Consider the following 19674-nt stretch of genomic DNA (forward strand, 5'->3'; position numbering starts at 1 on the left):
CTGTTTCGTTTAAGTTTTTAGTGATTCTTTAATGGTGTTGATCAATGCTGCCAGCATTTTCTTGATTTCGTCTATTTCAGAAATAATATTTCTGGATGTTTCTGATTCAATATATCCCAATTCTGAAGCCAATAGCAAAAGATAATCCAATTCGTGGGCCGAACCTGAAGCAATATAGAGAAACCGAATAAATTCCTTTTGGGTCTCCCTTCCACAACCTTCAGCAATGTTTGTTGGAATAGAAACGGAAGCTCTGTTCATTTGGGAGGTTAAATTATACTGCTCTGATTTTGGAAAATCATAGGTCAACCCATATACTTTTAACACCAGTTGATGTGATTTTTCCCAAACCTTATAATTTTTATAGTTACCCATAGCTTAGCGCTTATTGCTTCGAACTGAGAGCTGTTTTTTTAGATGTCTATTTCCCCGGTCAAATAAAGTACGGCTTTGCCTGATATTTTTACCCGGTCGCCCAAATATTCACAGACCAAATCGCCTCCCCTTTTGGAAAGTTGCTTGGCCGTCATTTTGGTATTTTGAAGAACTTCAGTCCAATACGGGACCAAAGAGGTATGGGCCGAACCGGTTACTGGGTCTTCGGGAACACCGCAGGCCGGGGCAAAAAAGCGGGAAACAAAGTCCACTTCGTCCCCTGGTGCCGTCACAATAACTCCCCGAACATCCAATTGCGCCAACAAATGATGGTTGGGTTTCAAAGCTTCTATCTCTTTTTGGGAACGATAGACCATCAAGTAGTCGGTTTTGCCTTTTAAGGTTTTTATTGGACTGTGTCCAATAGCAGTATCCAACTCGTCAATATTTTGAATGGCAATCAGGTGGTCCGTTGGGAAATCCAAGGTAAGCCAACCATTATCGGCCTTACTAACGGTTAGGTTGCCGCTGCGAGGCGAATAAAACTGAATGGTATCTTCTTCGAATTCGTAAAAGTGAAACAGCACAAAGGCAGTGGCCAAGGTGGCATGACCGCAAAGATCCACCTCCACTTCTGGGGTAAACCAACGTAGCTCGTACTGCTCATCTTTTTTGACTGCGAAAGCAGTTTCTGCCAGATTATTCTCCTGGGCTATCTTTTGCATCATCTCTGGGCTCAACCACGAATTCAGGATGCAGACGGCGGCCGGGTTACCGCCAAAAGTCCGATTGGTAAAGGCATCGATTTGATATATTTTCTGTCTCATAAGCTAGGTTTGCTATCAAAACTACGGATTAAACCCAATTTTTCGGCTCTTTTAGCACTTCTATCAGTTTGGCCTCCTCACTTCCTTTCTCCGGATGATGGTCGTATCTCCACTGTACGTGCGGTGGTAAACTCATCAAAATACTTTCGATACGGCCATTGGTTTTAAGCCCAAAGAGGGTGCCTTTGTCGTGCACCAAATTGAATTCCACATAGCGACCACGACGAATTTCTTGCCAGTCCCGTTGCTCTTTTGAGTAGGGAAGGTCTTTTCTTCTTTCAACAATAGGTGCGTAGGCATCCAAAAAACTATCTCCGACCTCGGTAACAAAATTGTACCAATCTTCCATGCTGGTCGTATCGGTAGCCTTGCAGTAATCGAAAAATAATCCGCCAACCCCACGGGCTTCATTTCGATGAGCATTCCAAAAATATTCGTCACATTTCTTTTTATAGGTAGGGTAAAATTCTGGATGATGCGCATCGCACGCTTTTTTACAAGTAGCGTGAAAATGAACGGCATCCTCATCGAACAAATAGTATGGGGTGAGGTCCTGCCCGCCACCAAACCATTGATCTACGATGTTCCCATCCTTGTCATACATCTCAAAATACCGCCAGTTGGCATGTACGGTGGGAACCATTGGACTTTTAGGGTGAATTACCAAACTAAGGCCACAAGCAAAGAAATCCACGTCTTCCACACCAAAGTAATTTTGCATGCTTTTGGGCAGCGGTCCGTGTACTTTAGAAATGTTGACACCACCTTTTTCAATAACAGTACCGTTTTCAATCACACGGGTTCTGCCCCCTCCACCTTCTTCACGCTCCCAAAAATCCTGTTGAAATTTGGCCGTTCCGTCCAGTTCTTCCAATTTGGAGGTAATGCTATCTTGTAATTGTTGAATGTATTCGTAAAATTTATCTTTCATTGTTCCAAAATATGTACCATTCGGTTTTTGTATTCAGAAAGTATTGTTTTTGAATCAATTTTAATAGATTCTGAGGTCATTTGCTTCATGAATGCTACAATTTCCTGCTCTGATTTTTGCCCCTGCTCGGCAAAAACCAAACGACCGACCTCATTATTGTGCAAATCCATGGTCCTAGGTAAGGGTTGGTTTGGAAATGAATCTTCGTGCCAATCGGTGACTTTTTTGGCCCAAGCTAAAACGGTCTTTTCGTTTTTGTGCCAATTGAAGCACCTTTTCGCAATCAAATAATTCCAAAAAGCATGTCTAAACGCGTTCGCCGGACCATTTTTATGATGCAGTTTCCCATAATTTTGGGTAGAGATGGCGATGCAATCTTTGGTAGCCTTTATGGTGGGCAGCACCAAATGGGGTCGGCTTAACCCAATACATATAACTTTTAGTATATTTTTGAAATCAACCCGTTTTAGTGCTGCGAAAAGGTTCACCCTTTGAATTCTTTTACGGCATCAATAAACGCCTTTGCATTTTCTACGGGAATGGTGGGCAATATGCCATGGCCCAAGTTTACAATATACTTGTCCTTTCCAAAATCACGTATCATTTGTGTGACCATTTCCTTAATCTTCTCGGGGGGTGAAAGCAAACGGGCGGGATCAAAATTGCCTTGGAGGGTTATATTTCCGCCTGTCAAATACCTTGCGTTTTGTGCGGAACACGTCCAATCCACTCCAACAGCAGAAGCCCCGGAGTTCGCCATATCTTTCAAAGCAAACCAGCATCCTTTGCCAAAAACGATGACTGGCGCTTCGTCTTTTAACGCATCGACAATTTGCTGAATATATTTCCAAGAAAATTCTTGGTAGTCCTGTGGTGATAGCATCCCTCCCCAGGAATCAAAAACCTGCACAGCATTTACCCCGGCCTTTACCTTGGCTTTAAGGTACGCAATGGTGGTGTCGGTGATTTTTTGAAGCAGTTCATGGGCTGCCTGAGGTTGGGTAAAGCAGAAACCTCGAGCTTTATCGAAACTTTTGCTGCCCTGTCCCTCTAAGCAATAGCAAAGAATGGTCCACGGAGAGCCTGCAAATCCTATTAAGGGCACTTCGTTGTTCAACTTTTCCTTGGTCATGGCAATCGCATCCATCACATATCCCAGCGAATCTTGAATATCGGGCACGATGACACGGTCCACGTCGGCTTGCGAACGGACAGGGTTGGGCAGATAAGGTCCAAAATTAGGTTTCATCTGCACCTCAATGTCCATAGCCTGTGGAATCACCAAAATATCGCTGAACAGAATGGCTGCGTCCATACCGTAGCGGCGTATGGGCTGAACGGTAATTTCGGATGCCAATTCAGGGGTTTGGCAACGGGTGAAGAAATCGTATTTTTTTCGGAGTTCCATAAATTCGGGCAAATAGCGCCCCGCCTGTCGCATCATCCATACGGGTGGACGTTGAACGGTTTCGCCTTTTAATGCTTTTAGGAACAAGTCGTTTTTGATCATAAATGTTAATTTGTCATTCCTGTGCAGACAGGAATCTTTAATATTCTATTTGGTTTCCGCGTCATACTTCGACTACCCTCAGTATCAAGTGCGAAATGACAGTTCTTTTATAGTTTGGACCAACACGTTTTCTACGGTCGGTTTGTTGGCTACTATGATTCTCTTTGAATACTTTCTGGCCTCAGCTGCGGTGGTTTCCCCGATGCAGAACAAGGTGCTGTTTTCTACTGTATTTTCCGAAAGATAACTTTGGATGCCACTAGGACTAAAGAACATGATGCCATCAAATTTTCTTTGAAACGGTTTGGAATTGAAAAGGGTGCGATAGACCATCAATTCTTTATACTGAATGTTATTTTTTGTCAGTGTTTCAGGAAGTTCATCCCTTCGCTTATTGCCACAAAGAAACAAAAAGGACGCTTTTTGGTGCTTTTTTACAAGTATCTCAGCCAAATCCAAGGCGTTTTGCGCCATTTCCACCACTTTCATCCCATTGGTTTCCAAAAGTCCCTTGGTTTTCTCCCCAACACAAAAAGCATTGAATCGTGAAGCATCCGAATGCATAGCCTGCTTCAAAAAAGCGTGCACTGCGTTTTTGCTCGTAAAAATATAGTTCACATAATTCAAGGGAATTTTCACGTCCAGCAGTTCGATTTTCAAGGCATCGTACTCCACCAATCCCAAACCGGAATTTAAAAAAAGCTCCTTTTGTGGTAGACTCAACATTTTAGTGGACAGTACTGTTTTCATTTCTGATTTCCTGCATTAATTTATCACCGCCTCTTTGCAGTACCTCCTCAGCACTACGTTTACCAAGCCCTTGGGCATTGGATAGTTTAACTTCTTTTTTGATATTTATTTTCTGCTTTCCATCCAATGAAAAAACAACTCCTTCAAAATAAACCTTTTGGTCTTTTATTTGGGCCAAAGCCCCTATTGGTGCGGTACACCCACCTTCCAAGGTTCGTAAAAATTCACGTTCGATGGTAGTGGCCAATTCGGTTTCGGTATGGTTGAGTTGGGCCACGGCATCTTTGGTAAATGCGTCATTATCCATAGCCACAACAAGCATCGCGCCTTGCGCCGGAGCGGGAATCATCCAATCCAGTTGAATGGCATCTTTGGGCAATAGTTTGATACGCTCCAGTCCTGCTTGGGCAAAAATGGCGCCCTCCCAATCGTTCTCAATAAGTTTGAGTAGGCGGGTATTTACATTTCCCCTGAGGTCAACCACTTTGTGATGGGGATATTTGTTGAGCCATTGGGCCTTTCTGCGTAAACTACCTGTGGCGATGGTGGAGGGTTGGTCCGATTCCAGAAAACTGGAACCTTTGTGTACCAATATGTCATGGGTTATGGCGCGTTCCAAAACGGCTACTTGCACAATCCCCTTGGGTAGTTGCGTAGGAACGTCTTTCATGGAATGGACGGCAATATCAATGTCGCCTTTGAGCATGGCCACATCCAAGGTTTTGGTAAATATTCCGGTAACCCCTAATTCATAAAGAGGTTTATCCAACACTTGGTCCCCCATCGATTTGGTGGGCACCAAAATAGTGTCGTACCCAAGCGCTTCCAGTTTTTGTTGCACGGTGGTGGCTTGCCACAGCGCGAGTTCGCTGTCGCGGGTTCCAATGCGGATTATTTTGCTCATTTGGAATGTAGTTCTAGCTGAAAGACTTTTTGGATAAGTTCCAGGCTATCATCGGTATCGATCTCGTTGCTCTTTAGGTGATTGGCAAACTGCTTGGTGATTTTTTGGATGATGCGGTCGGAGATGATTTCCGCTTGGATTTGGTCGAATCCTTCAATTTTTTTGGTCTGAAAATCGATTTCCTCGGCTTTCATGGTGTTCAGTTTGTCCTTGAGGGCGTTGATGACGGGAGCAAATTTTCGCGTTTCCAACCACTTTAGGAAATCTTTTTTTACCTTTTCTATAATAGCTTCCGCTTTGGGGACATATTCCTTTCTTTTGGACAAGGTTTCATCCGTAATTTGTGAAAGTTGGTCCAAATGCACCAAGGTCACATTGTCCAGTTCCTTTACATCGTCGGAAACGTTTTTGGGAACCGAGAGGTCCAAAATCAACAAGGCTTTCTTGGGATGGATGATGGCCTTGGAAACGGTGGGCAATTGTGCGCCCGTGGCCACCACTAAAATATCGGCCTTTCGGATTTCCGTTTGAAGGTCGCCATAATCTTTTACCGTCAATTGGAATTTTCCGGCAATATCCTCTGCCTTTTCACGGGTTCTGTTAATTAGTGTGATGTGGGAATTATTGGAGTGCTTTACCAAGTTTTCACAAGTGTTTCGTCCAATTTTACCTGTTCCGAACAGCAAAATGTTTTTGTCGGAAATATGTTCCACATTGTCCAAGATGTATTTCACCGAGGCAAAGGCTACCGAAGTTGCCCCAGACGAAATTTCGGTTTCATTTTTGATGCGCTTGCTGGCCTGAATCACTGAATTGCACAAACGTTCCAGGAACGGATTGGCCATATCCTGCTTTTTGGATCGGTAAAAACCTTGCTTTATTTGGCTGATGATTTCAAAGTCGCCCAGAATCTGACTGTCAAGACCAGTGCCCACTTTGAACATATGCGAAATGGCATCGTGGTTTTTGTACACGTAGGCCACTTCCTGAAATTCTTCAACGGTACCATGGGTTTCGTCGCAGAGCAATTTGATAAGTTGATAGGGGTGTTGTGCAAAACCGTAGAGCTCGGTCCTGTTGCAAGTGGAAATGGCCAACAGACCATCAATCCCAACCTCCTTTGCCTTGCCCAAAATATGGTCAATGGCAGGAACATCCAGACTGAACTTTCCTCTAACCTCTGCATCTGCCTTCTTATAACTCAACCCAATGGCATAGAAGGAATTATGTTTTGAAATATGGTAGTCCCTCATAAAGGATATAAATCGCAGCACAAAAATAACAGGCTTAAAGGCCAAAAAATAACGCTAGCGGTACTATAAATGACCGTAGCTGTGATTTTATGTTTTATTTTTGACAATATTCATGGAAAGCACTGTTATTATTGATAAATTAGCTTATGTGATTCATAATTTAGAGCGATTCTAAATTAATCAAAAAACAAAATCAGAAGAAGAATGAATGTTAAAAATATCGCTAGCGGTTCATATGATGAAATTTTGGTGGAAGACGGCTTTTACATCCTAAAAATCCAAAATGACACGCGAGAACCTAAACTTATCGAAAGGGATATCGACAGCACCTACATCCAGTTTCATTTCTGTTTAAAGGGCAAATCCAAGTTCAACTTTAATGAAGGGAATTACTACTTGGAGGTCAACGAGGAAAACTCCCTCTTGCTTTACAACACCCAAAAGGATCTGCCACTTGATTTGGTCGTATCACCGGGTTCTTGGCTGCTTTCGGTGGTGATGACCATTAGAAAGTTCCACTCTCTTTTTTCCAACGAAGCGGATTATATTCCTTTTTTGAGTGACGAAAACAAGGAGAAAAAATACTACTCCCAAGAAATGGTGTCTCCTGCAACCGCGGTCGTACTGAGTCAATTAATGAACTATAACCTGCATCCATCCATAAAAAAATTATACCTGAAAGGAAAGGTCTATGAGTTGATTTCTCTCTATTTCAACAAAACCGAAGATGCCGATTTGGAACAATGCCCTTATCTGGCCGATGAGGACAATGTGCGCCGTATCCGAATGGCCAAGGAAATCATGATTTCCCGTATGGCCGAACCTCCAACCTTGGCCGAATTATCGCAAGAAGTAGGCTTGAGCCTTAAAAAACTAAAGGAAGGGTTTAAACAGATTTATGGCGACTCGGTTTTTGGGTTTTTGTTCGATTATAAAATGGACTATGCCCGCAAAATGCTGGAAACCGGCAAGCACAATGTCAACGAAGTAGGATTAAAGGTCGGATACAGCACTGCCAGCCATTTTATTGCCTCTTTTAAAAAGAAATTCGGTACTACGCCCAAAAAATATTTAACTTCAAACGTCTAAAGGTACCCTTATGAAATTCATATCACTTTTCCTGCTCGCTCTTTGTTTTACGCTTCCGATTATGGCTCAAGACGACCCAACGATGGAGGCAGAGGCGAAAAAAATGCCAGAATTGATACTAGTATTTACAAAAACGGAAGGCTACAGGCATAAATCCATTGAAAAAGGCGTACAAACCTTGAGGGAGTTGGGACGTCAAAACGGCTTTATTGCCTTGCAGACGGAGTCGGGTGAGGACTTTACGGTCCAAAATCTTAACAATTACAAGCTTGTGGTTTTTTTGAACACCACCATGGATGTTTTGGACAATTCACAGCAGCGGGCTTTTGAGACCTACATTAAAAGTGGCGGTGCTTTTTTGGGTGTCCATGCCGCGGCAGATACCGAATACGACTGGCCTTGGTATGGAAAGTTAGTAGGGGGTTACTTCGATTCCCATCCTAGCGACCCTAATGTTCGAAAAGCAACCATCAATGTCGTTGACAAGTCGCATGCAGCTACGGAACACCTGCAGGACTCATGGGTTAGAACTGATGAGTGGTACAATTACAAAAAACTAAGTTCGGAAACCAGTATATTGCTCAATTTGGATGAAAGCAGCTATGAGGGTGGAACCAACGGCTCCAATCATCCGATTGCATGGTATCACGAATTCGATGGGGGCAGGGCTTTTTACACCGGCGGAGGCCATACTGATGATTCTTATGATGAACCCATGTTCCGTAAACACCTTTTGGGGGCCATCGAGTGGTGCCTAAAGCGAAAGTAAGGTAGGTCTCGCTACAATAATCCCAATATTGCTTTTGATGTTTTTGAGGTAATCCGCCAAGGGCAGTTCAGAAATTTCCACCTCCCCATTTTTGCTGGAAGCATGTAATAAGTGCAGTCGACCGTCCGGTTGATGGATGGCAATGCCCGTATGGGTCACATCCAGACCTTTTATGGAAGTGGCCAGCGCGATAATGTCACCCGATTTAATGAGCTGTTCCTTGATTTCGATTTGGTCCTTGGGCAAGTAGCAAAGCTTTTCCTTGGCTAGTTCTTTTTCCACCGCAAGCATGGCTTCAAAATTCGTATCGTTGGCCAAAAACGGATATAGCTCACGGTGGGTTCCCATAAAGTTGATTGACTTTTCCAGCTCTACGCCCCCCAATTCGGCGGTAATATCTTTCACCAAACCTTTTTTCTCGTTGTTCCGAATCCATTCCGTAAAGTAATGTAAACGAGAGGGATACCCATTCAAGCTTCCGTTTCTATACCGAACGGTCTCTAGATTTCCGGTAAAGCTGTCAAAAGTGGACTGCTGGTCTTTCAGCATTATGCTAAATGCCATCACATTTTCCACAAAGGTGGTGCAATCCAGTCCGCCAAAGTTGATCACCAAGGTTTCCGTGTCGCCAACCTCTAGCGTTTTTTCCACATAAGGCGTTCCCAAAAAAGATTGTCCCACCAAAGCAATGGTATCTCCCAGACTTGATGCCTTTGTTTGCTTTAGATTGGTGATTTTATCCTCAAACAAGGATTTGTCCTCAGGAGAACAGGTAATTTGTTGGGCATTGGCGAAGCTTCCGAGCACCAAAAGGGCTATGAAAATGCTATTTCTCATTAAAGTCGTTTTTATGTTCAACCGATAATCGGGTAGTTCTGGCAATACTCTCCGGATAATTTTCCTGTAAATACACAATCAACTTTTCACGCAGAAGTACCCGCAAATCCCAAGCCGTTGGAGAATCCTTGGCACTTACCAAGCATCGGATCTCTACATAATTGGGTTTGGTATCAGTTACTTGTATCACATTCACTTTGCCGTCCCATAAGTTGGTACTCTTCAAAATCCGAGTCTGTTCCTCCCGCAGTTTATCAAAAGGAACATCGTAATCCACGTATAAAAAGACGGTTCCCATGAGCTCCGAGGAGGTTTTGGTCCAGTTCTGGAAAGGTTGATTGATAAAATAGGGCGTGGGCACGATCAATCGTCTTTTGTCCCAAATACCTACAACTACATAGGTCAGGGTGATTTCCTCAATTCGGCCCCATTCACCCTCCACGATGACCACATCATCCAGTTTTATGGGCTGTGCAATGGCAATTTGGATACCTGCCAGAATGGTTCCGATAAATTGTTGGGCCGAAAACCCGATAATGATTCCCGCTACACCCGCCGAAGCAAAAATGCTGATGCCCACTTCACGGATTTCCTCAAAGCTCATCAACATAAAACCAGTGGCCAAGAGGATGATGATAAAAATAAAGATGCGTTCCAATATGGTGAACTGAGTGTAGATCTTTCGGGCCTTGAGATTGTCTGCCTCCCCGATGTCATAATTTTGAATGACCACCTCCTTCACGATTTTGAGCAAGGCAATCATTACCCAGGCCATCGCAAAAATAAAGAGGATGGTACTCGCTTTTCTAAACCAGAACCCTGCATCTTCAAGGGCCAAAATGTCTCTAAGTGCCTTCATGCGAAGCAATACGGAAACGAAAATCAAGATCAACGGAAAAGCCAACCGTTTAAACGCACTTTTGGGCAAGAGGTATTTTGGGTTTTTCCCCAAACGTCTCATTACCATCGAGGTGAGCCAATAGAGTATTACCAGAACGAGCAGCACTACACCCAAATAGATGAGTGATTCTTTGGAAACATTGTCGTAGAAAGACTCCATATTCTCAAAAATAAGATAGAAAAGGCCAAGAAAGGAAGAATGATTAAACAAAATCGAGAAACATTATGTAATCATAAGAAAGTATTTTGAAGTGAAAAAGGTCAAGTCCACTACGTGTTGTATTTTAGCGACCTAAATTAAAAGCCGTGAAAAAAGGAGTTTTATTGGTCAATCTAGGGTCTCCAGACAGCCCTACTGCAAAGGATGTAAAGCCGTATTTGGATGAATTTTTGATGGATGAACGTGTTATTGACGTAAATCCTGTGTTGAGAAACATCATCGTGAGAGGCATCATTTTGAATTTCCGTCCCAAAAAATCTGCGGAGGCCTATTCCAAAATTTGGTGGGAGGAGGGTTCTCCTTTGATCATTCTATCCAAACGATTCACGGAAAAAGTACAAAAGCACACCGACCTTCCTATTGCTCTGGGCATGCGCTATGGCTCCATGTCCATTAAGGAAGGATTGCAGGAATTGAAGGACAAAGGAGTTGATGAGGTTTTTCTGGTGCCACTATATCCACACTATGCCATGTCATCATATGAAACTGTGGTGGTTAAAGCATTGGAGGTGCAACAGAGCGACTTCCCCGAAATGCACATTACGACCCTTCCTGCTTTTTACAGCAACCCGGATTATATCAAAGTGTTATCAAAAAGTATTGCGGAAGGATTAAAGGGATTTGATTACGAACACATTTTGTTTTCCTATCACGGAATTCCAGAAAGGCATATCCGAAAATCGGACCCTACCAAGTTTCATTGCAAATTAGATGGCCAATGCTGCAAAACCAATTCCGTAGCACACCACACCTGTTACCGGCACCAGTGTTATGACACTACCGAGTTGGTCATCAAAGAGCTTGGACTTCCAAAAGATAAGGTCAGCACTTCGTTTCAATCCAGATTGGGAAGCGACCCATGGTTGCAACCCTTTACAGATAAGGAGTTTGAACGTCTAGGTCACGAAGGCATCAAAAAACTGGCAGTGATTACACCTGCATTCGTGAGCGATTGCTTGGAGACCTTGGAGGAAATCGCCATGGAAGGACAGGAGCAGTTCGAAGAAGCTGGCGGAGAACATTATAAACACGTTCCCTGTTTGAACGACCGCGACGATTGGGCCGAACTGATGGCTAAATGGATCAAGGAATGGGAAGAAAAAGATGCCCTGCCCGAAACCCACATCCGCTAAATTCCGTAAGAAGAATAAAAAAGCATCGCTATGAAAATTGAAATCTTGGAGCAAGAACTCCAACCTCTTCGGGAACAACTGAAGCACCATCCCTTATACGCCCAATTGGAAACCATTGAGGATATTAAAACCTTTATGGAGAGCCATGTGTATGCTGTTTGGGATTTTATGTCGCTTTTAAAGGCGCTTCAGCAGCACCTTACCTGCGTTGGTTTACCTTGGCATCCAGCAGCGGATACTGCTGTAGCCCGATTCATCAACGAGATTGTGTTGGAGGAGGAGAGCGACTTTAATGAAAATGGGGAGGCCAAAAGTCATTTTGAAATGTACTTAGATGCCATGAAAGAAGTAGGTGCAGACACCCAAAAAGTGCGGGCAACGATTTCCTCTTTCACGGATTTGGAAACGATATCGGCCCAAATTGAGATGGCTGCCCTCAATCGTGCAGAGAAGGATTTTCTTCAGTTCACTTTCAAAGCTATCAATACCCAACAACCACATATTATCGCAGCTGCCTTTACTTTTGGTCGCGAAGATTTGATTCCCGATATGTTCTTGGGCATCATCGAGCAATCAGGCGAGCAGGGTGCCAGACAGTATAAAAAACTGGAATACTATCTTAAAAGGCATATTGAATTGGATGGCGACGAGCATGGACCTTTGGCGCTGCGCATGATCAAGGCGCTTTGCGGTTCCAACGACCAAAAGTGGAACGATGTTTTGGAATATAGCAAGCGGGCAGTCCAATATCGAATTGAACTCTGGAACAGTATTGCCGAAAAATTGAAGGAGAACAGGGGTAATATGGTCAATGCGTTGTAGCTTTGAAACAGATTTGCTGTTCACTTCGAATGTAAACCCAAAGAATACCCGCTGGCATGACCAAAATAACCTCCGATGAACTGGGACAGGAACCCATTGGAAAATTACTGATCAAACAGGCTGTACCCGCGTCGATTGGTATTTTGGTGATGTCTCTGAACGTATTGGTGGACTCCATTTTTGTGGGGAATTGGATTGGTTCCATAGCCATCGCTGCGATTAACGTAGTGCTACCGGTATCCTTTTTTATCGCAGCTTTGGGAATGGCCATTGGTATTGGTGGTTCCAGTATCATTTCCCGTGCACTTGGTGCCAACAACCGCGAAAAGGCCCTAAAAACCTTCGGTAACCAGATTACACTTACCTTATTGGTAACCATTACCATGGTGGCGCTTGGGCTCTACTTTGTGGATAGCCTGATTCCTGCCTTTGGGGGAAAAGGGTCCATTTTTGAACCTGCTAAAATCTACTACACCATCATTTTGTACGGAGTCCCCTTTTTGGCGCTCTGTATGATGGGAAATTCGGTAATCCGCGCCGAGGGTAAACCGCGCTTTGCCATGATTGCCATGATTATCCCGTCCGTTGGGAATCTTTTGATGGACTATATTTTTATTTATGTGTTCGATTGGGGCATGCACGGAGCCGCTTGGGCTACCACGGTAGGTTATTTGCTCTGTTTCTTTTACGTCTTGTATTTTTTTCTGTCCGATAACTCCGAACTTAAGATTGATGTTTCCCATTTTGGATTGGATCGACCCATCCTTCGGGAAATTGGTTCCTTGGGATTTGTAACCCTGGCACGACAAGCGGTTACCAGTATTGTCTACTTGCTGATGAACAATATATTGTTCAATTTAGGCGGGGAGGCCATGGTGGCGGTGTACGCCATCATCGGTAGGATGTTGATGTTTGCCCTGTTCCCCGTTTTTGGTGTCACACAAGGATTTTTGCCCATCGCGGGATATAATTACGGTGCCGTGAAATACGACAGGGTAAAGGAATCCATCTACACCGCGATTAAATATGCGGCCTTGGTCGCAACCTTGGTTTTTGTAGTGCTGATGGTCTTCCCTTCCGAAATCGCCTCTTTGTTTTTGAGCAATCGCCCAGATTTGTCGGCAGAAGAGCTGGAGGCGAACAATTTTGTGCTACAGCATACACCCTTGGCCATGCGCTTGGTATTTGCCGCGACTCCTATTATTGCTATTCAGTTGATCGGGGCAGCTTATTTTCAAGCCATAGGCAAAGCCACCCCGGCCTTATTGTTGACCTTGACCCGCCAAGGTTTCTTTTTTATCCCATTGATTTTGATACTGCCCAAGTTCATGGGTGAAATAGGCGTATGGCTTTCGTTTTGTATAGCGGATGTGTTATCGACCATAGTAACGGGCTTCTTTCTCCAAAAGGAAATCAAGAGCGAACTCTCCTAAACCCCTTTACTTTGATTTAGAATGTTTAATTTGGGTGGCCTAACTAAACATCCATGAAAAAAATTATTCTAGCGGGCTTAGTTGCTGTTTTAGCAATCGCTTGTGCAGAAAAACCTCAAGAAAAACCCATGTACACCCTATTTGTTGGAACCTATACCGATGGTGATAGTGAAGGTATTTATACGTATTCGTTTGATGCGAATACAGGGGAGCTTTCCAACCAAAATTTGGTCGCTAAGTTGACCAATCCCTCCTATTTGGCCATTTCGGAGGATAAAAAGAACCTTTACGCCGTTCAGGAAACCGCCGATTTTGATAGTCTGGGTGGAGGCGTTACCGCGTTTCGCTTGGATAAGGGATCGCTAGAGCTTCAAAATAGCAGAGGAACCCAAGGGGCACATCCCTGTCATCTGTCACTTTCGGGTAATGGTCAATTGGCCGTGGCGAATTATACGGGAGGCAATGTTTCTATTTTTGCCCTCAATGAAGATGGCTCGCTGGCCGAGAATCCGCAAGTAATCGACCACAAATCATTGGATTCCGTTAAGACTTCTCACGCGCACATGGCGCAATTCACTCCAGAAGGACTAATGGTGACCGATTTAGGGCTGGATGCTGTTAAGCGCTATCAGAAAGAAGAGGACAAGTTTACTCCAGCTGAACAATTCTCCCTGCCCTTTAAAGATGGGGCGGGCCCCCGCCATTTTACCTTTGGTAAAGGTGGACAATTGCTATATGTCATCAACGAGTTGAACAGCACTATTTCTGTTTTTGAACAAGATACTCAGGGTGATTATCAAGAAGTTCAAGTAGTGCCAACCTTGGCTGCGGATTTTGATGGGGAAAGCTTTTGTGCCGACATTCATCTCTCACCTGATGGCAAGTTTTTGTATGGGTCCAACCGAGGTGAGAATACCATCGTGATTTTTGCAGTGGATACAGCAAATGGCCAATTGGAATTGGTGGGAAGGGAATCCGTTCGGGGAGACTGGCCACGAAATTTTTCCATGGACCCTACGGGTGAGTTCTTGTTGGTCGCCAACAAAAAGACCAGCAATATTGTTGTTTTCAAAAGAGACCAGGACAAGGGGACATTGACTTTTTTGAACGAAACCGGTCATCCAAACCCTGTTTGTTTGGTGTTTGAGTAAATTTGGTCATATCGAGTGAGAACGCGAAGCGTTTTTGTATCGAGAACAGATGCCGTTATTTTTTAGAAAGCAACACAATCACGCCAATTACTGCAATCACCGCCAGAACAGTAAAGAAAATTTTCCAAAAACTATAAGGTCGTGTGCCAGATATCTGTCCGTTCTCCCCATTGATGAAAAAGTTGTACTCCTTGCCATTGTAGCGATAGGCACTTACGTAAACAGGCAATAAAATATGCTTAAAGGTTTCCTCGGACAGTTTCATATCCATGGAAAGCACACGCTGGGTGTCTCCCCCAATATCGCGTCTGCACCAAGAGTCTGCAATGCCCTTTGCCACCTCTTTGGAGTGTAAGTGGCCATCTTTTAAAGGGATGGTATATTTTTCGGTAACAAATCCCGATAAAAATCCACTGTTGAACGGTTGAAGCTTTTTCAAATCCCAAAAGGCGATTTTACTCGGTATTCTCCCCGCCTTTTGATGTGATGCTTTGATTAGCGTATCGTCTACAAAGCCCGATACTTCCCCAGCCGCAGGGTACCATCTTGTTTTTCGAACCCTTTTGGTCACCATTTTGCCATTGGAATCGCGAACCCTTTTGGTTTCGTAATAATATTCTCCCCGTTGGCCAGTATAGGAAGCGTAGAGCTGCGCATCAAAGGTCCAGTAGGGCAAATACAGACCTTTGGTGAATTGCGGGTCCAGTGCAGCCTTTTTTAGATTGTTTGGAGCGAACCATAATCCCTTGACCCATTTCTTGAAAATGGCAAAGGACTGTTTTTTGTCAACTTGAAAAGGCAGTACGGCACCGGGCAAAATCCATTTTTCGGTGTAAGCATCGGCAATTACCAGAGGTTGGCCACAGTACACACAATGAAGGGACTTGTAATTTTCTTCAACATGCTGATCGGCACCGCAATTCTTACAATGGAGCATGGAAATCTCCTCACTGTGCTTTTGGCTGCCCATTTCCTTTAGGAAAGGATAGAGTTCCAATTCCTCAAATCCGTTTTCATCCAAGGCAATGGTCTCTTGATGGCCACAATACTCACAACTTATAGTAGTGGTACCGGGCTTGTATTTAAGCTCTGCGCCACAATTGACACAGGCTTTTTTGAGTTCCGTCTTTTGGATTGTTGGCTCTTCCATGCTTTCATTTCCGCGAAGGCGGAAATCTTGATCATTTTTTTGGATTCCTGTTTTCACAGGAATGACAAGGTAATTAGTGCTTTTGTCGTCATTCCGAAGAAGTCTTCGACTGGGAAATCAAAATCGGAAAGTTGAGATTTCTCTATCGTTGCTAAGCAACTCATTTCGAAATGACATTAAATTAAAATTACTCTGTTGGCAGTGGTGGTGGTGTGCTGCCCCCTAAGAACGATTTTAATTCCTCCACCTCTTTCAAAGCGGTCCATGCGGACATCCCCTGTTTCCACACCAAACTATCGCGATTGATGGTTCGTGAGGCAAACAAGGATTGCATTTGTTCAAAAGTCACCGGTCCATGCTGCACCCCATTGGAGGCATAGTAGTACATGGTAGGTGTTGGCATTGGAGGAGGAACAGCAGCTCCCATGGGTTGTGCAACCTGTTGCGGAGCGGCTTGTGCGTTTCCACCCATCATGCCGCCCATTTGTTGGGCCAGCACAAATCCCATACCCATACCCATTCCGGCACCAGCGGTCCCGCCTTCGTTCTGTGCGGCAGCCTCGATGGCCTTCGCCGTCTTGAATTTGGTCAGTTTGTCCAAGTCCAACTTATCGATACGGCTATATTCAAAGATTTCCTTTTTGAGGTCTTCGGGCATGGAAACATTCTCGATATAGAATTTTTCCAAGGAAATACCTACACTTTCGAACTCAGGCGACATTACTTCACGACAGGTGTCCGAAAGCTCGGTGGTGTTCGCTGCATAAAGCTCGATGGGAAGATTGGCTTGGCCAACGGTATTGGTAAATCGCGTGGCAATCAAACTTTTTAGGTGCTCGTTGATTTCAAAATTGGTAAAGTTGCTGTCCGTACCAACGATATCCTTAATAAATTTTCCAGCATCGGAAATTTTGAAGGCATAGGTGCCAAAAGCCCTTATTTCCACTAGACCAAAGCGGTCATCACTCAAGGTGATTGGGCTCTTTGTCCCCCACTTTTCATCGGTAAAAAGATGGGTGTTCACAAAGTACACTTCGGCTTTGAACGGAGAGTTAAATCCATACTTCCACCCTTTTAGGGTCGCCAAGATAGGCAGGTTTTGTGTGGTGAGGTCGTAGGTGCCGGGCCCGAATACATCGGCCAATTGACCTTCGTTAATGAAAACGGCTGTCTGTCCCTCACGAACAATGAGCTTGGCCCCGTTCTTTATTTCATTCTGATATCGCTCGAAGCGATGTGCAATGGTGTCGTCGGTGTAATCCAACCACTCGACAATATCAATAAACTCGTTGCTGAGTTTTTCCTTTATTTTTCCAAAAATATCCATGGGTATAGTGTTTAGTTGTTATCTCTTTAAAACTATAAAAAATGATGAAAGCTTGTCATTCATTTGTAGAAAAAGTAACAATAATGTTACAAACTGCTCAACTTAAATTATTTTTAGGTCACTATGGATAAAAATGTACTTGGGACTCCGTTAATCTCCTGCTGTTTGGAACCCAAAACGGGCTATTATCGGGATGGATTCTGTAATACGGGTATTGACGATACGGGAAAACACGTAGTGTGCGCTATTATGACCGAAGAGTTTTTACATTTCTCAAAAAGCAAAGGGAACGATTTGATAACTCCCATGCCCTTTTATCAATTTCCAGGCTTGAAAGCTGGGGACAAATGGTGTCTCTGCGTCTCACGTTGGAAAGAGGCTTATTTGGAGGGAGTTGCGCCACCTGTGCTTTTGGAAGCTACCCACGAAAAAGCACTCAAATATGTTTCATTCGAGTCTTTGCTGGAGCACAAGGTATAGAGATGATACAGAAAAGCGCTTTAATTTTGGTTGACCCTATAGGTTATTTGCCTGTTGGTAATTACTGAGGCGATTATGTTGATTGTGACATCGGCTTCATCACAAAGTATACTGTTGTCCACAAACTCCATGCTGCACAACGAAGGCAATGAAGAACCTGAACCATCCATACGTTCGCCGATAACAATATCTGTGGCCAAACTACTGTCCAAAGGGGAGTTTGGAGGGGCTACTGCGTATACTGTGGAACTTCCGTTTGCTGTGTAGGTTACTTCCCCAGTTGTTTCATTATAAGCTACGGAATACGGATTGTTTCCGCTCAAAAAATTTCCAAAATCTTGGGTAAAGGTTTCCGTAAGACCGGTTACGGAGTTGACTACGTCAATTTCCAAACCCATCTCATTGGGCCTAAAGTGATAGATTCTAAAATTACCCGCGGTAACAATGTCGGCTTGACTTTCTTGATCCCGATACTCGAAGGAGACTTCAAAACTTGTAAAATTAAAAATACCCGAAGTGTTGGGTACCACAATATCGAAACCTGTTGACCCACCTGAGCCGGTAGGAAAATGTATCCCGCAACCTATTTGTGCTGCATTGGGGTTGACAGAGGTGGCATTGGGCCCAATGGTGGCCGTGGTAATGGTGGGAGTATCAAAATCAAAACGAGAAACTACTTCGCTAGGAGAGCCATCGTCACAAACACGGTAGGTGAAACTATCAGTTCCCACAAAACCTGAATTCGGCGTATAGTCAAAACTACCATCGCTGTTCAGGTTCAAAACGCCATTGGAAACATCCGCTATGGGCACCGTTTGCACACTCATGGTGGCATTTCCATTGGCATCGGAATCATTATCGAGCAAGCCATTCGGTGCTGAAATGGTCAAGGTGCTGTTAAGCCCTGCTGAATAGGTATCATCCACTGCAACAGGCGCCGCTTTTTGGGAATGAAGTGTAGCGGGTGTTAAAATGAATAAAGCCAGAAGGCCCAGTATCAATGAAAACTGATTGAGGTTTATCCTTTCCATACATTTTCGAAACTAGTCCATGGAAAAGGAGATGTGAAATTAATGTTGTGACTGGTAAAAAAACAGAGGTGACAGTACACTTTTAAGGTATTAATCCTCCGGAAGCCCACTATTTTGTGGGGAAACGCTGTAAGAGAAGACTGTCAAAACCTCATTATTTTGGAAGTTAAAGTATTGCTTTTCATCCCAATTTAAAGGTTTTCTTGGACTGCCATCAAGTCCGATTCCCATCTACTTTGTGACCAAATTTTATCAGGATAGCTCTAACGACCCAATTATTGATCTTTTAAAACGCTAACCGTCACTAACAACTGACCCACATGGCGTTGGCTATGTTCTGCTGCATGGAAAAGCAACCCGATTAGCGTTGTGGGCAGCTTTTTGCGGCCCACAAAACGTTCGTCGGTAAGCGTGTTTTCTGGAATGGTCTTGAAATAGGCCAAGGCTTCATCCACTTTGTTTTCAAATGCCGAGATCAATTGTTCACTGGTAGGAGCTCCTTCTCCGTTCCCTTCGTTTTTTAAGAATTGGAACTGCTCCTCCGTCAAGGTTTCTTGCTTGGCATACGTCAGTAATCGGTCCAATACCCCTGTTAAGTGTTTTAGGTGGAATCCTACCGAAGCCCTGCCGTAGGGTTTTTTCCAAAGTTGCTCTTCCGGGAACTCGGACAAGTATTCCTTTATTTGCCGCACAGATTGCAGCAAGGCATGTGCCGCAGGTTGCAAAAGCGCAGGCACATGGGGAACGGGACCGCTTAACCAATATTCTTGGGTGGAGGACAT

The 19674-nt window shown here is 44.0% G+C and carries 21 protein-coding genes; 7 read left to right on the forward strand and 14 right to left on the reverse strand.

The window, feature by feature from the left end; translation table 11 throughout:
* Window positions 1–9: 9 nt before the first annotated feature.
* The 8 genes from EO130_RS05365 to hemA all read right to left on the reverse strand — a co-directional run bounded on the left by EO130_RS05365 (window position 10) and on the right by hemA (window position 6550).
* Window positions 10–375 (reverse strand): four helix bundle protein, encoded by a 366-nt coding sequence (locus EO130_RS05365; RefSeq protein ID WP_127140491.1) that lies wholly within the window; start codon window positions 373–375, stop codon window positions 10–12.
* 38 nt (window positions 376–413) lie between these two features.
* Window positions 414–1202, reverse strand: coding sequence for a PhzF family phenazine biosynthesis protein (locus tag EO130_RS05370; RefSeq protein ID WP_127140492.1), 789 nt, complete (start codon window positions 1200–1202; stop codon window positions 414–416).
* A 28-nt stretch (window positions 1203–1230) separates the two neighbouring features.
* Window positions 1231–2133, reverse strand: a complete 903-nt coding sequence (gene hemF / locus EO130_RS05375; protein WP_127140493.1) for an oxygen-dependent coproporphyrinogen oxidase — start codon at window positions 2131–2133, stop codon at window positions 1231–1233.
* Window positions 2130–2621 (reverse strand): DUF6973 domain-containing protein, encoded by a 492-nt coding sequence (locus EO130_RS05380; RefSeq protein ID WP_417935512.1) that lies wholly within the window; start codon window positions 2619–2621, stop codon window positions 2130–2132. Before EO130_RS05380 ends, hemF begins: the two co-directional genes overlap by 4 nt.
* Window positions 2618–3643 (reverse strand): uroporphyrinogen decarboxylase, encoded by a 1026-nt coding sequence (hemE, locus tag EO130_RS05385; protein ID WP_127140495.1) that lies wholly within the window; start codon window positions 3641–3643, stop codon window positions 2618–2620. The genes EO130_RS05380 and hemE overlap by 4 nt, the downstream gene beginning before the upstream one ends.
* 84 nt (window positions 3644–3727) lie before the next feature.
* Window positions 3728–4393, reverse strand: coding sequence for a uroporphyrinogen-III synthase (locus EO130_RS05390; protein WP_127140496.1), 666 nt, complete (start codon window positions 4391–4393; stop codon window positions 3728–3730).
* A complete protein-coding gene (gene hemC, locus EO130_RS05395; protein ID WP_127140497.1) occupies window positions 4371–5297 on the reverse strand; it encodes a hydroxymethylbilane synthase in 927 nt (308 codons plus the stop codon). Before hemC ends, EO130_RS05390 begins: the two co-directional genes overlap by 23 nt.
* Complete coding sequence (gene hemA / locus EO130_RS05400) at window positions 5294–6550, reverse strand: glutamyl-tRNA reductase (protein ID WP_127140622.1); 1257 nt, start codon at window positions 6548–6550, stop codon at window positions 5294–5296. Before hemA ends, hemC begins: the two co-directional genes overlap by 4 nt.
* 204 nt (window positions 6551–6754) lie before the next feature.
* On the opposite strand from hemA, the gene EO130_RS05405 reads away from it, so the two are divergent.
* The gene (locus EO130_RS05405; protein WP_127140498.1) at window positions 6755–7639 is read left to right on the forward strand and encodes a helix-turn-helix transcriptional regulator; all 885 of its coding nucleotides are present in this window, start codon (window positions 6755–6757) and stop codon (window positions 7637–7639) included.
* Between the two features lie 10 nt (window positions 7640–7649).
* On the forward strand, window positions 7650–8408 hold the full coding sequence (locus EO130_RS05410) for a ThuA domain-containing protein (protein ID WP_127140499.1): 759 nt from the start codon (window positions 7650–7652) through the stop codon (window positions 8406–8408).
* Here the strand turns inward: EO130_RS05410 and EO130_RS05415 are convergent.
* Entirely contained in the window at window positions 8394–9245 is an 852-nt protein-coding gene (locus EO130_RS05415) for an N-acetylmuramoyl-L-alanine amidase-like domain-containing protein (protein ID WP_127140500.1), read from the reverse strand. The two genes, EO130_RS05410 and EO130_RS05415, sit on opposite strands and share 15 nt — an antisense overlap.
* Window positions 9235–10305: a mechanosensitive ion channel family protein gene (locus EO130_RS05420; protein ID WP_127140501.1), complete on the reverse strand. Its 1071-nt coding sequence runs from the start codon at window positions 10303–10305 to the stop codon at window positions 9235–9237. The genes EO130_RS05415 and EO130_RS05420 overlap by 11 nt, the downstream gene beginning before the upstream one ends.
* 146 nt (window positions 10306–10451) lie before the next feature.
* Here EO130_RS05420 and hemH point away from each other — a divergent pair, with 146 nt between their 5' ends.
* Genes hemH through EO130_RS05440 form a run of 4 tightly spaced genes read left to right on the forward strand, consistent with a single transcriptional unit; the run spans window position 10452 to window position 14904 of the window.
* Window positions 10452–11498 carry a ferrochelatase gene (hemH, locus tag EO130_RS05425; protein ID WP_127140502.1) on the forward strand — a complete coding sequence of 349 codons (1047 nt, stop codon included), beginning with the start codon at window positions 10452–10454 and terminating at the stop codon, window positions 11496–11498.
* A 30-nt stretch (window positions 11499–11528) separates the two neighbouring features.
* Window positions 11529–12320, forward strand: coding sequence for a DUF3050 domain-containing protein (locus tag EO130_RS05430; RefSeq protein ID WP_127140503.1), 792 nt, complete (start codon window positions 11529–11531; stop codon window positions 12318–12320).
* A gap of 56 nt (window positions 12321–12376) precedes the next feature.
* Window positions 12377–13753 carry an MATE family efflux transporter gene (locus EO130_RS05435; RefSeq protein WP_127140504.1) on the forward strand — a complete coding sequence of 459 codons (1377 nt, stop codon included), beginning with the start codon at window positions 12377–12379 and terminating at the stop codon, window positions 13751–13753.
* 53 nt (window positions 13754–13806) lie between these two features.
* Window positions 13807–14904 carry a lactonase family protein gene (locus EO130_RS05440; protein WP_127140505.1) on the forward strand — a complete coding sequence of 366 codons (1098 nt, stop codon included), beginning with the start codon at window positions 13807–13809 and terminating at the stop codon, window positions 14902–14904.
* Between the two features lie 55 nt (window positions 14905–14959).
* Here EO130_RS05440 and EO130_RS05445 read toward each other — a convergent pair whose 3' ends face one another.
* Window positions 14960–16054: a TFIIB-type zinc ribbon-containing protein gene (locus EO130_RS05445; RefSeq protein WP_127140623.1), complete on the reverse strand. Its 1095-nt coding sequence runs from the start codon at window positions 16052–16054 to the stop codon at window positions 14960–14962.
* Window positions 16055–16241: 187 nt separating this feature from the next.
* The gene (locus EO130_RS05450; protein ID WP_127140506.1) at window positions 16242–17381 is read right to left on the reverse strand and encodes an SPFH domain-containing protein; all 1140 of its coding nucleotides are present in this window, start codon (window positions 17379–17381) and stop codon (window positions 16242–16244) included.
* 123 nt (window positions 17382–17504) lie between these two features.
* Here EO130_RS05450 and EO130_RS05455 point away from each other — a divergent pair, with 123 nt between their 5' ends.
* Window positions 17505–17861: a DUF2237 family protein gene (locus tag EO130_RS05455; RefSeq protein ID WP_127140507.1), complete on the forward strand. Its 357-nt coding sequence runs from the start codon at window positions 17505–17507 to the stop codon at window positions 17859–17861.
* A gap of 20 nt (window positions 17862–17881) precedes the next feature.
* Here EO130_RS05455 and EO130_RS05460 read toward each other — a convergent pair whose 3' ends face one another.
* Window positions 17882–18892, reverse strand: coding sequence for an Ig-like domain-containing protein (locus tag EO130_RS05460; RefSeq protein ID WP_127140508.1), 1011 nt, complete (start codon window positions 18890–18892; stop codon window positions 17882–17884).
* 275 nt (window positions 18893–19167) lie between these two features.
* On the reverse strand, window positions 19168–19674 hold the full coding sequence (locus EO130_RS05465; RefSeq protein ID WP_127140509.1) for a DinB family protein: 507 nt from the start codon (window positions 19672–19674) through the stop codon (window positions 19168–19170).

It is taken from the genome of Flagellimonas marinaquae, from assembly GCF_003992675.1.
GTDB classification, from domain to species: domain Bacteria; phylum Bacteroidota; class Bacteroidia; order Flavobacteriales; family Flavobacteriaceae; genus Flagellimonas; species Flagellimonas marinaquae.

Bases quoted from the DNA above. Each gene is read 5' to 3' on its own strand.
- EO130_RS05410 (WP_127140499.1), top strand. From the start codon at position 7,650: ATGAAATTCATATCACTTTTCCTGCTCGCTCTTTGTTTTACGCTTCCG.
- EO130_RS05440 (WP_127140505.1), top strand. From the start codon at position 13,807: ATGAAAAAAATTATTCTAGCGGGCTTAGTTGCTGTTTTAGCAATCGCT.
- hemC (WP_127140497.1), bottom strand. From the start codon at position 5,297: ATGAGCAAAATAATCCGCATTGGAACCCGCGACAGCGAACTCGCGCTG.
- EO130_RS05370 (WP_127140492.1), bottom strand. From the start codon at position 1,202: ATGAGACAGAAAATATATCAAATCGATGCCTTTACCAATCGGACTTTT.
- hemE (WP_127140495.1), bottom strand. From the start codon at position 3,643: ATGATCAAAAACGACTTGTTCCTAAAAGCATTAAAAGGCGAAACCGTT.
- EO130_RS05445 (WP_127140623.1), bottom strand. From the start codon at position 16,054: ATGGAAGAGCCAACAATCCAAAAGACGGAACTCAAAAAAGCCTGTGTC.
- hemF (WP_127140493.1), bottom strand. From the start codon at position 2,133: ATGAAAGATAAATTTTACGAATACATTCAACAATTACAAGATAGCATT.
- hemA (WP_127140622.1), bottom strand. From the start codon at position 6,550: ATGAGGGACTACCATATTTCAAAACATAATTCCTTCTATGCCATTGGG.
- EO130_RS05365 (WP_127140491.1), bottom strand. From the start codon at position 375: ATGGGTAACTATAAAAATTATAAGGTTTGGGAAAAATCACATCAACTG.
- EO130_RS05460 (WP_127140508.1), bottom strand. From the start codon at position 18,892: ATGGAAAGGATAAACCTCAATCAGTTTTCATTGATACTGGGCCTTCTG.
- EO130_RS05390 (WP_127140496.1), bottom strand. From the start codon at position 4,393: ATGAAAACAGTACTGTCCACTAAAATGTTGAGTCTACCACAAAAGGAG.
- EO130_RS05415 (WP_127140500.1), bottom strand. From the start codon at position 9,245: ATGAGAAATAGCATTTTCATAGCCCTTTTGGTGCTCGGAAGCTTCGCC.
- EO130_RS05420 (WP_127140501.1), bottom strand. From the start codon at position 10,305: ATGGAGTCTTTCTACGACAATGTTTCCAAAGAATCACTCATCTATTTG.
- EO130_RS05450 (WP_127140506.1), bottom strand. From the start codon at position 17,381: ATGGATATTTTTGGAAAAATAAAGGAAAAACTCAGCAACGAGTTTATT.
- EO130_RS05430 (WP_127140503.1), top strand. From the start codon at position 11,529: ATGAAAATTGAAATCTTGGAGCAAGAACTCCAACCTCTTCGGGAACAA.
- EO130_RS05455 (WP_127140507.1), top strand. From the start codon at position 17,505: ATGGATAAAAATGTACTTGGGACTCCGTTAATCTCCTGCTGTTTGGAA.
- EO130_RS05435 (WP_127140504.1), top strand. From the start codon at position 12,377: ATGACCAAAATAACCTCCGATGAACTGGGACAGGAACCCATTGGAAAA.
- EO130_RS05405 (WP_127140498.1), top strand. From the start codon at position 6,755: ATGAATGTTAAAAATATCGCTAGCGGTTCATATGATGAAATTTTGGTG.
- EO130_RS05465 (WP_127140509.1), bottom strand. From the start codon at position 19,674: ATGTCCTCCACCCAAGAATATTGGTTAAGCGGTCCCGTTCCCCATGTG.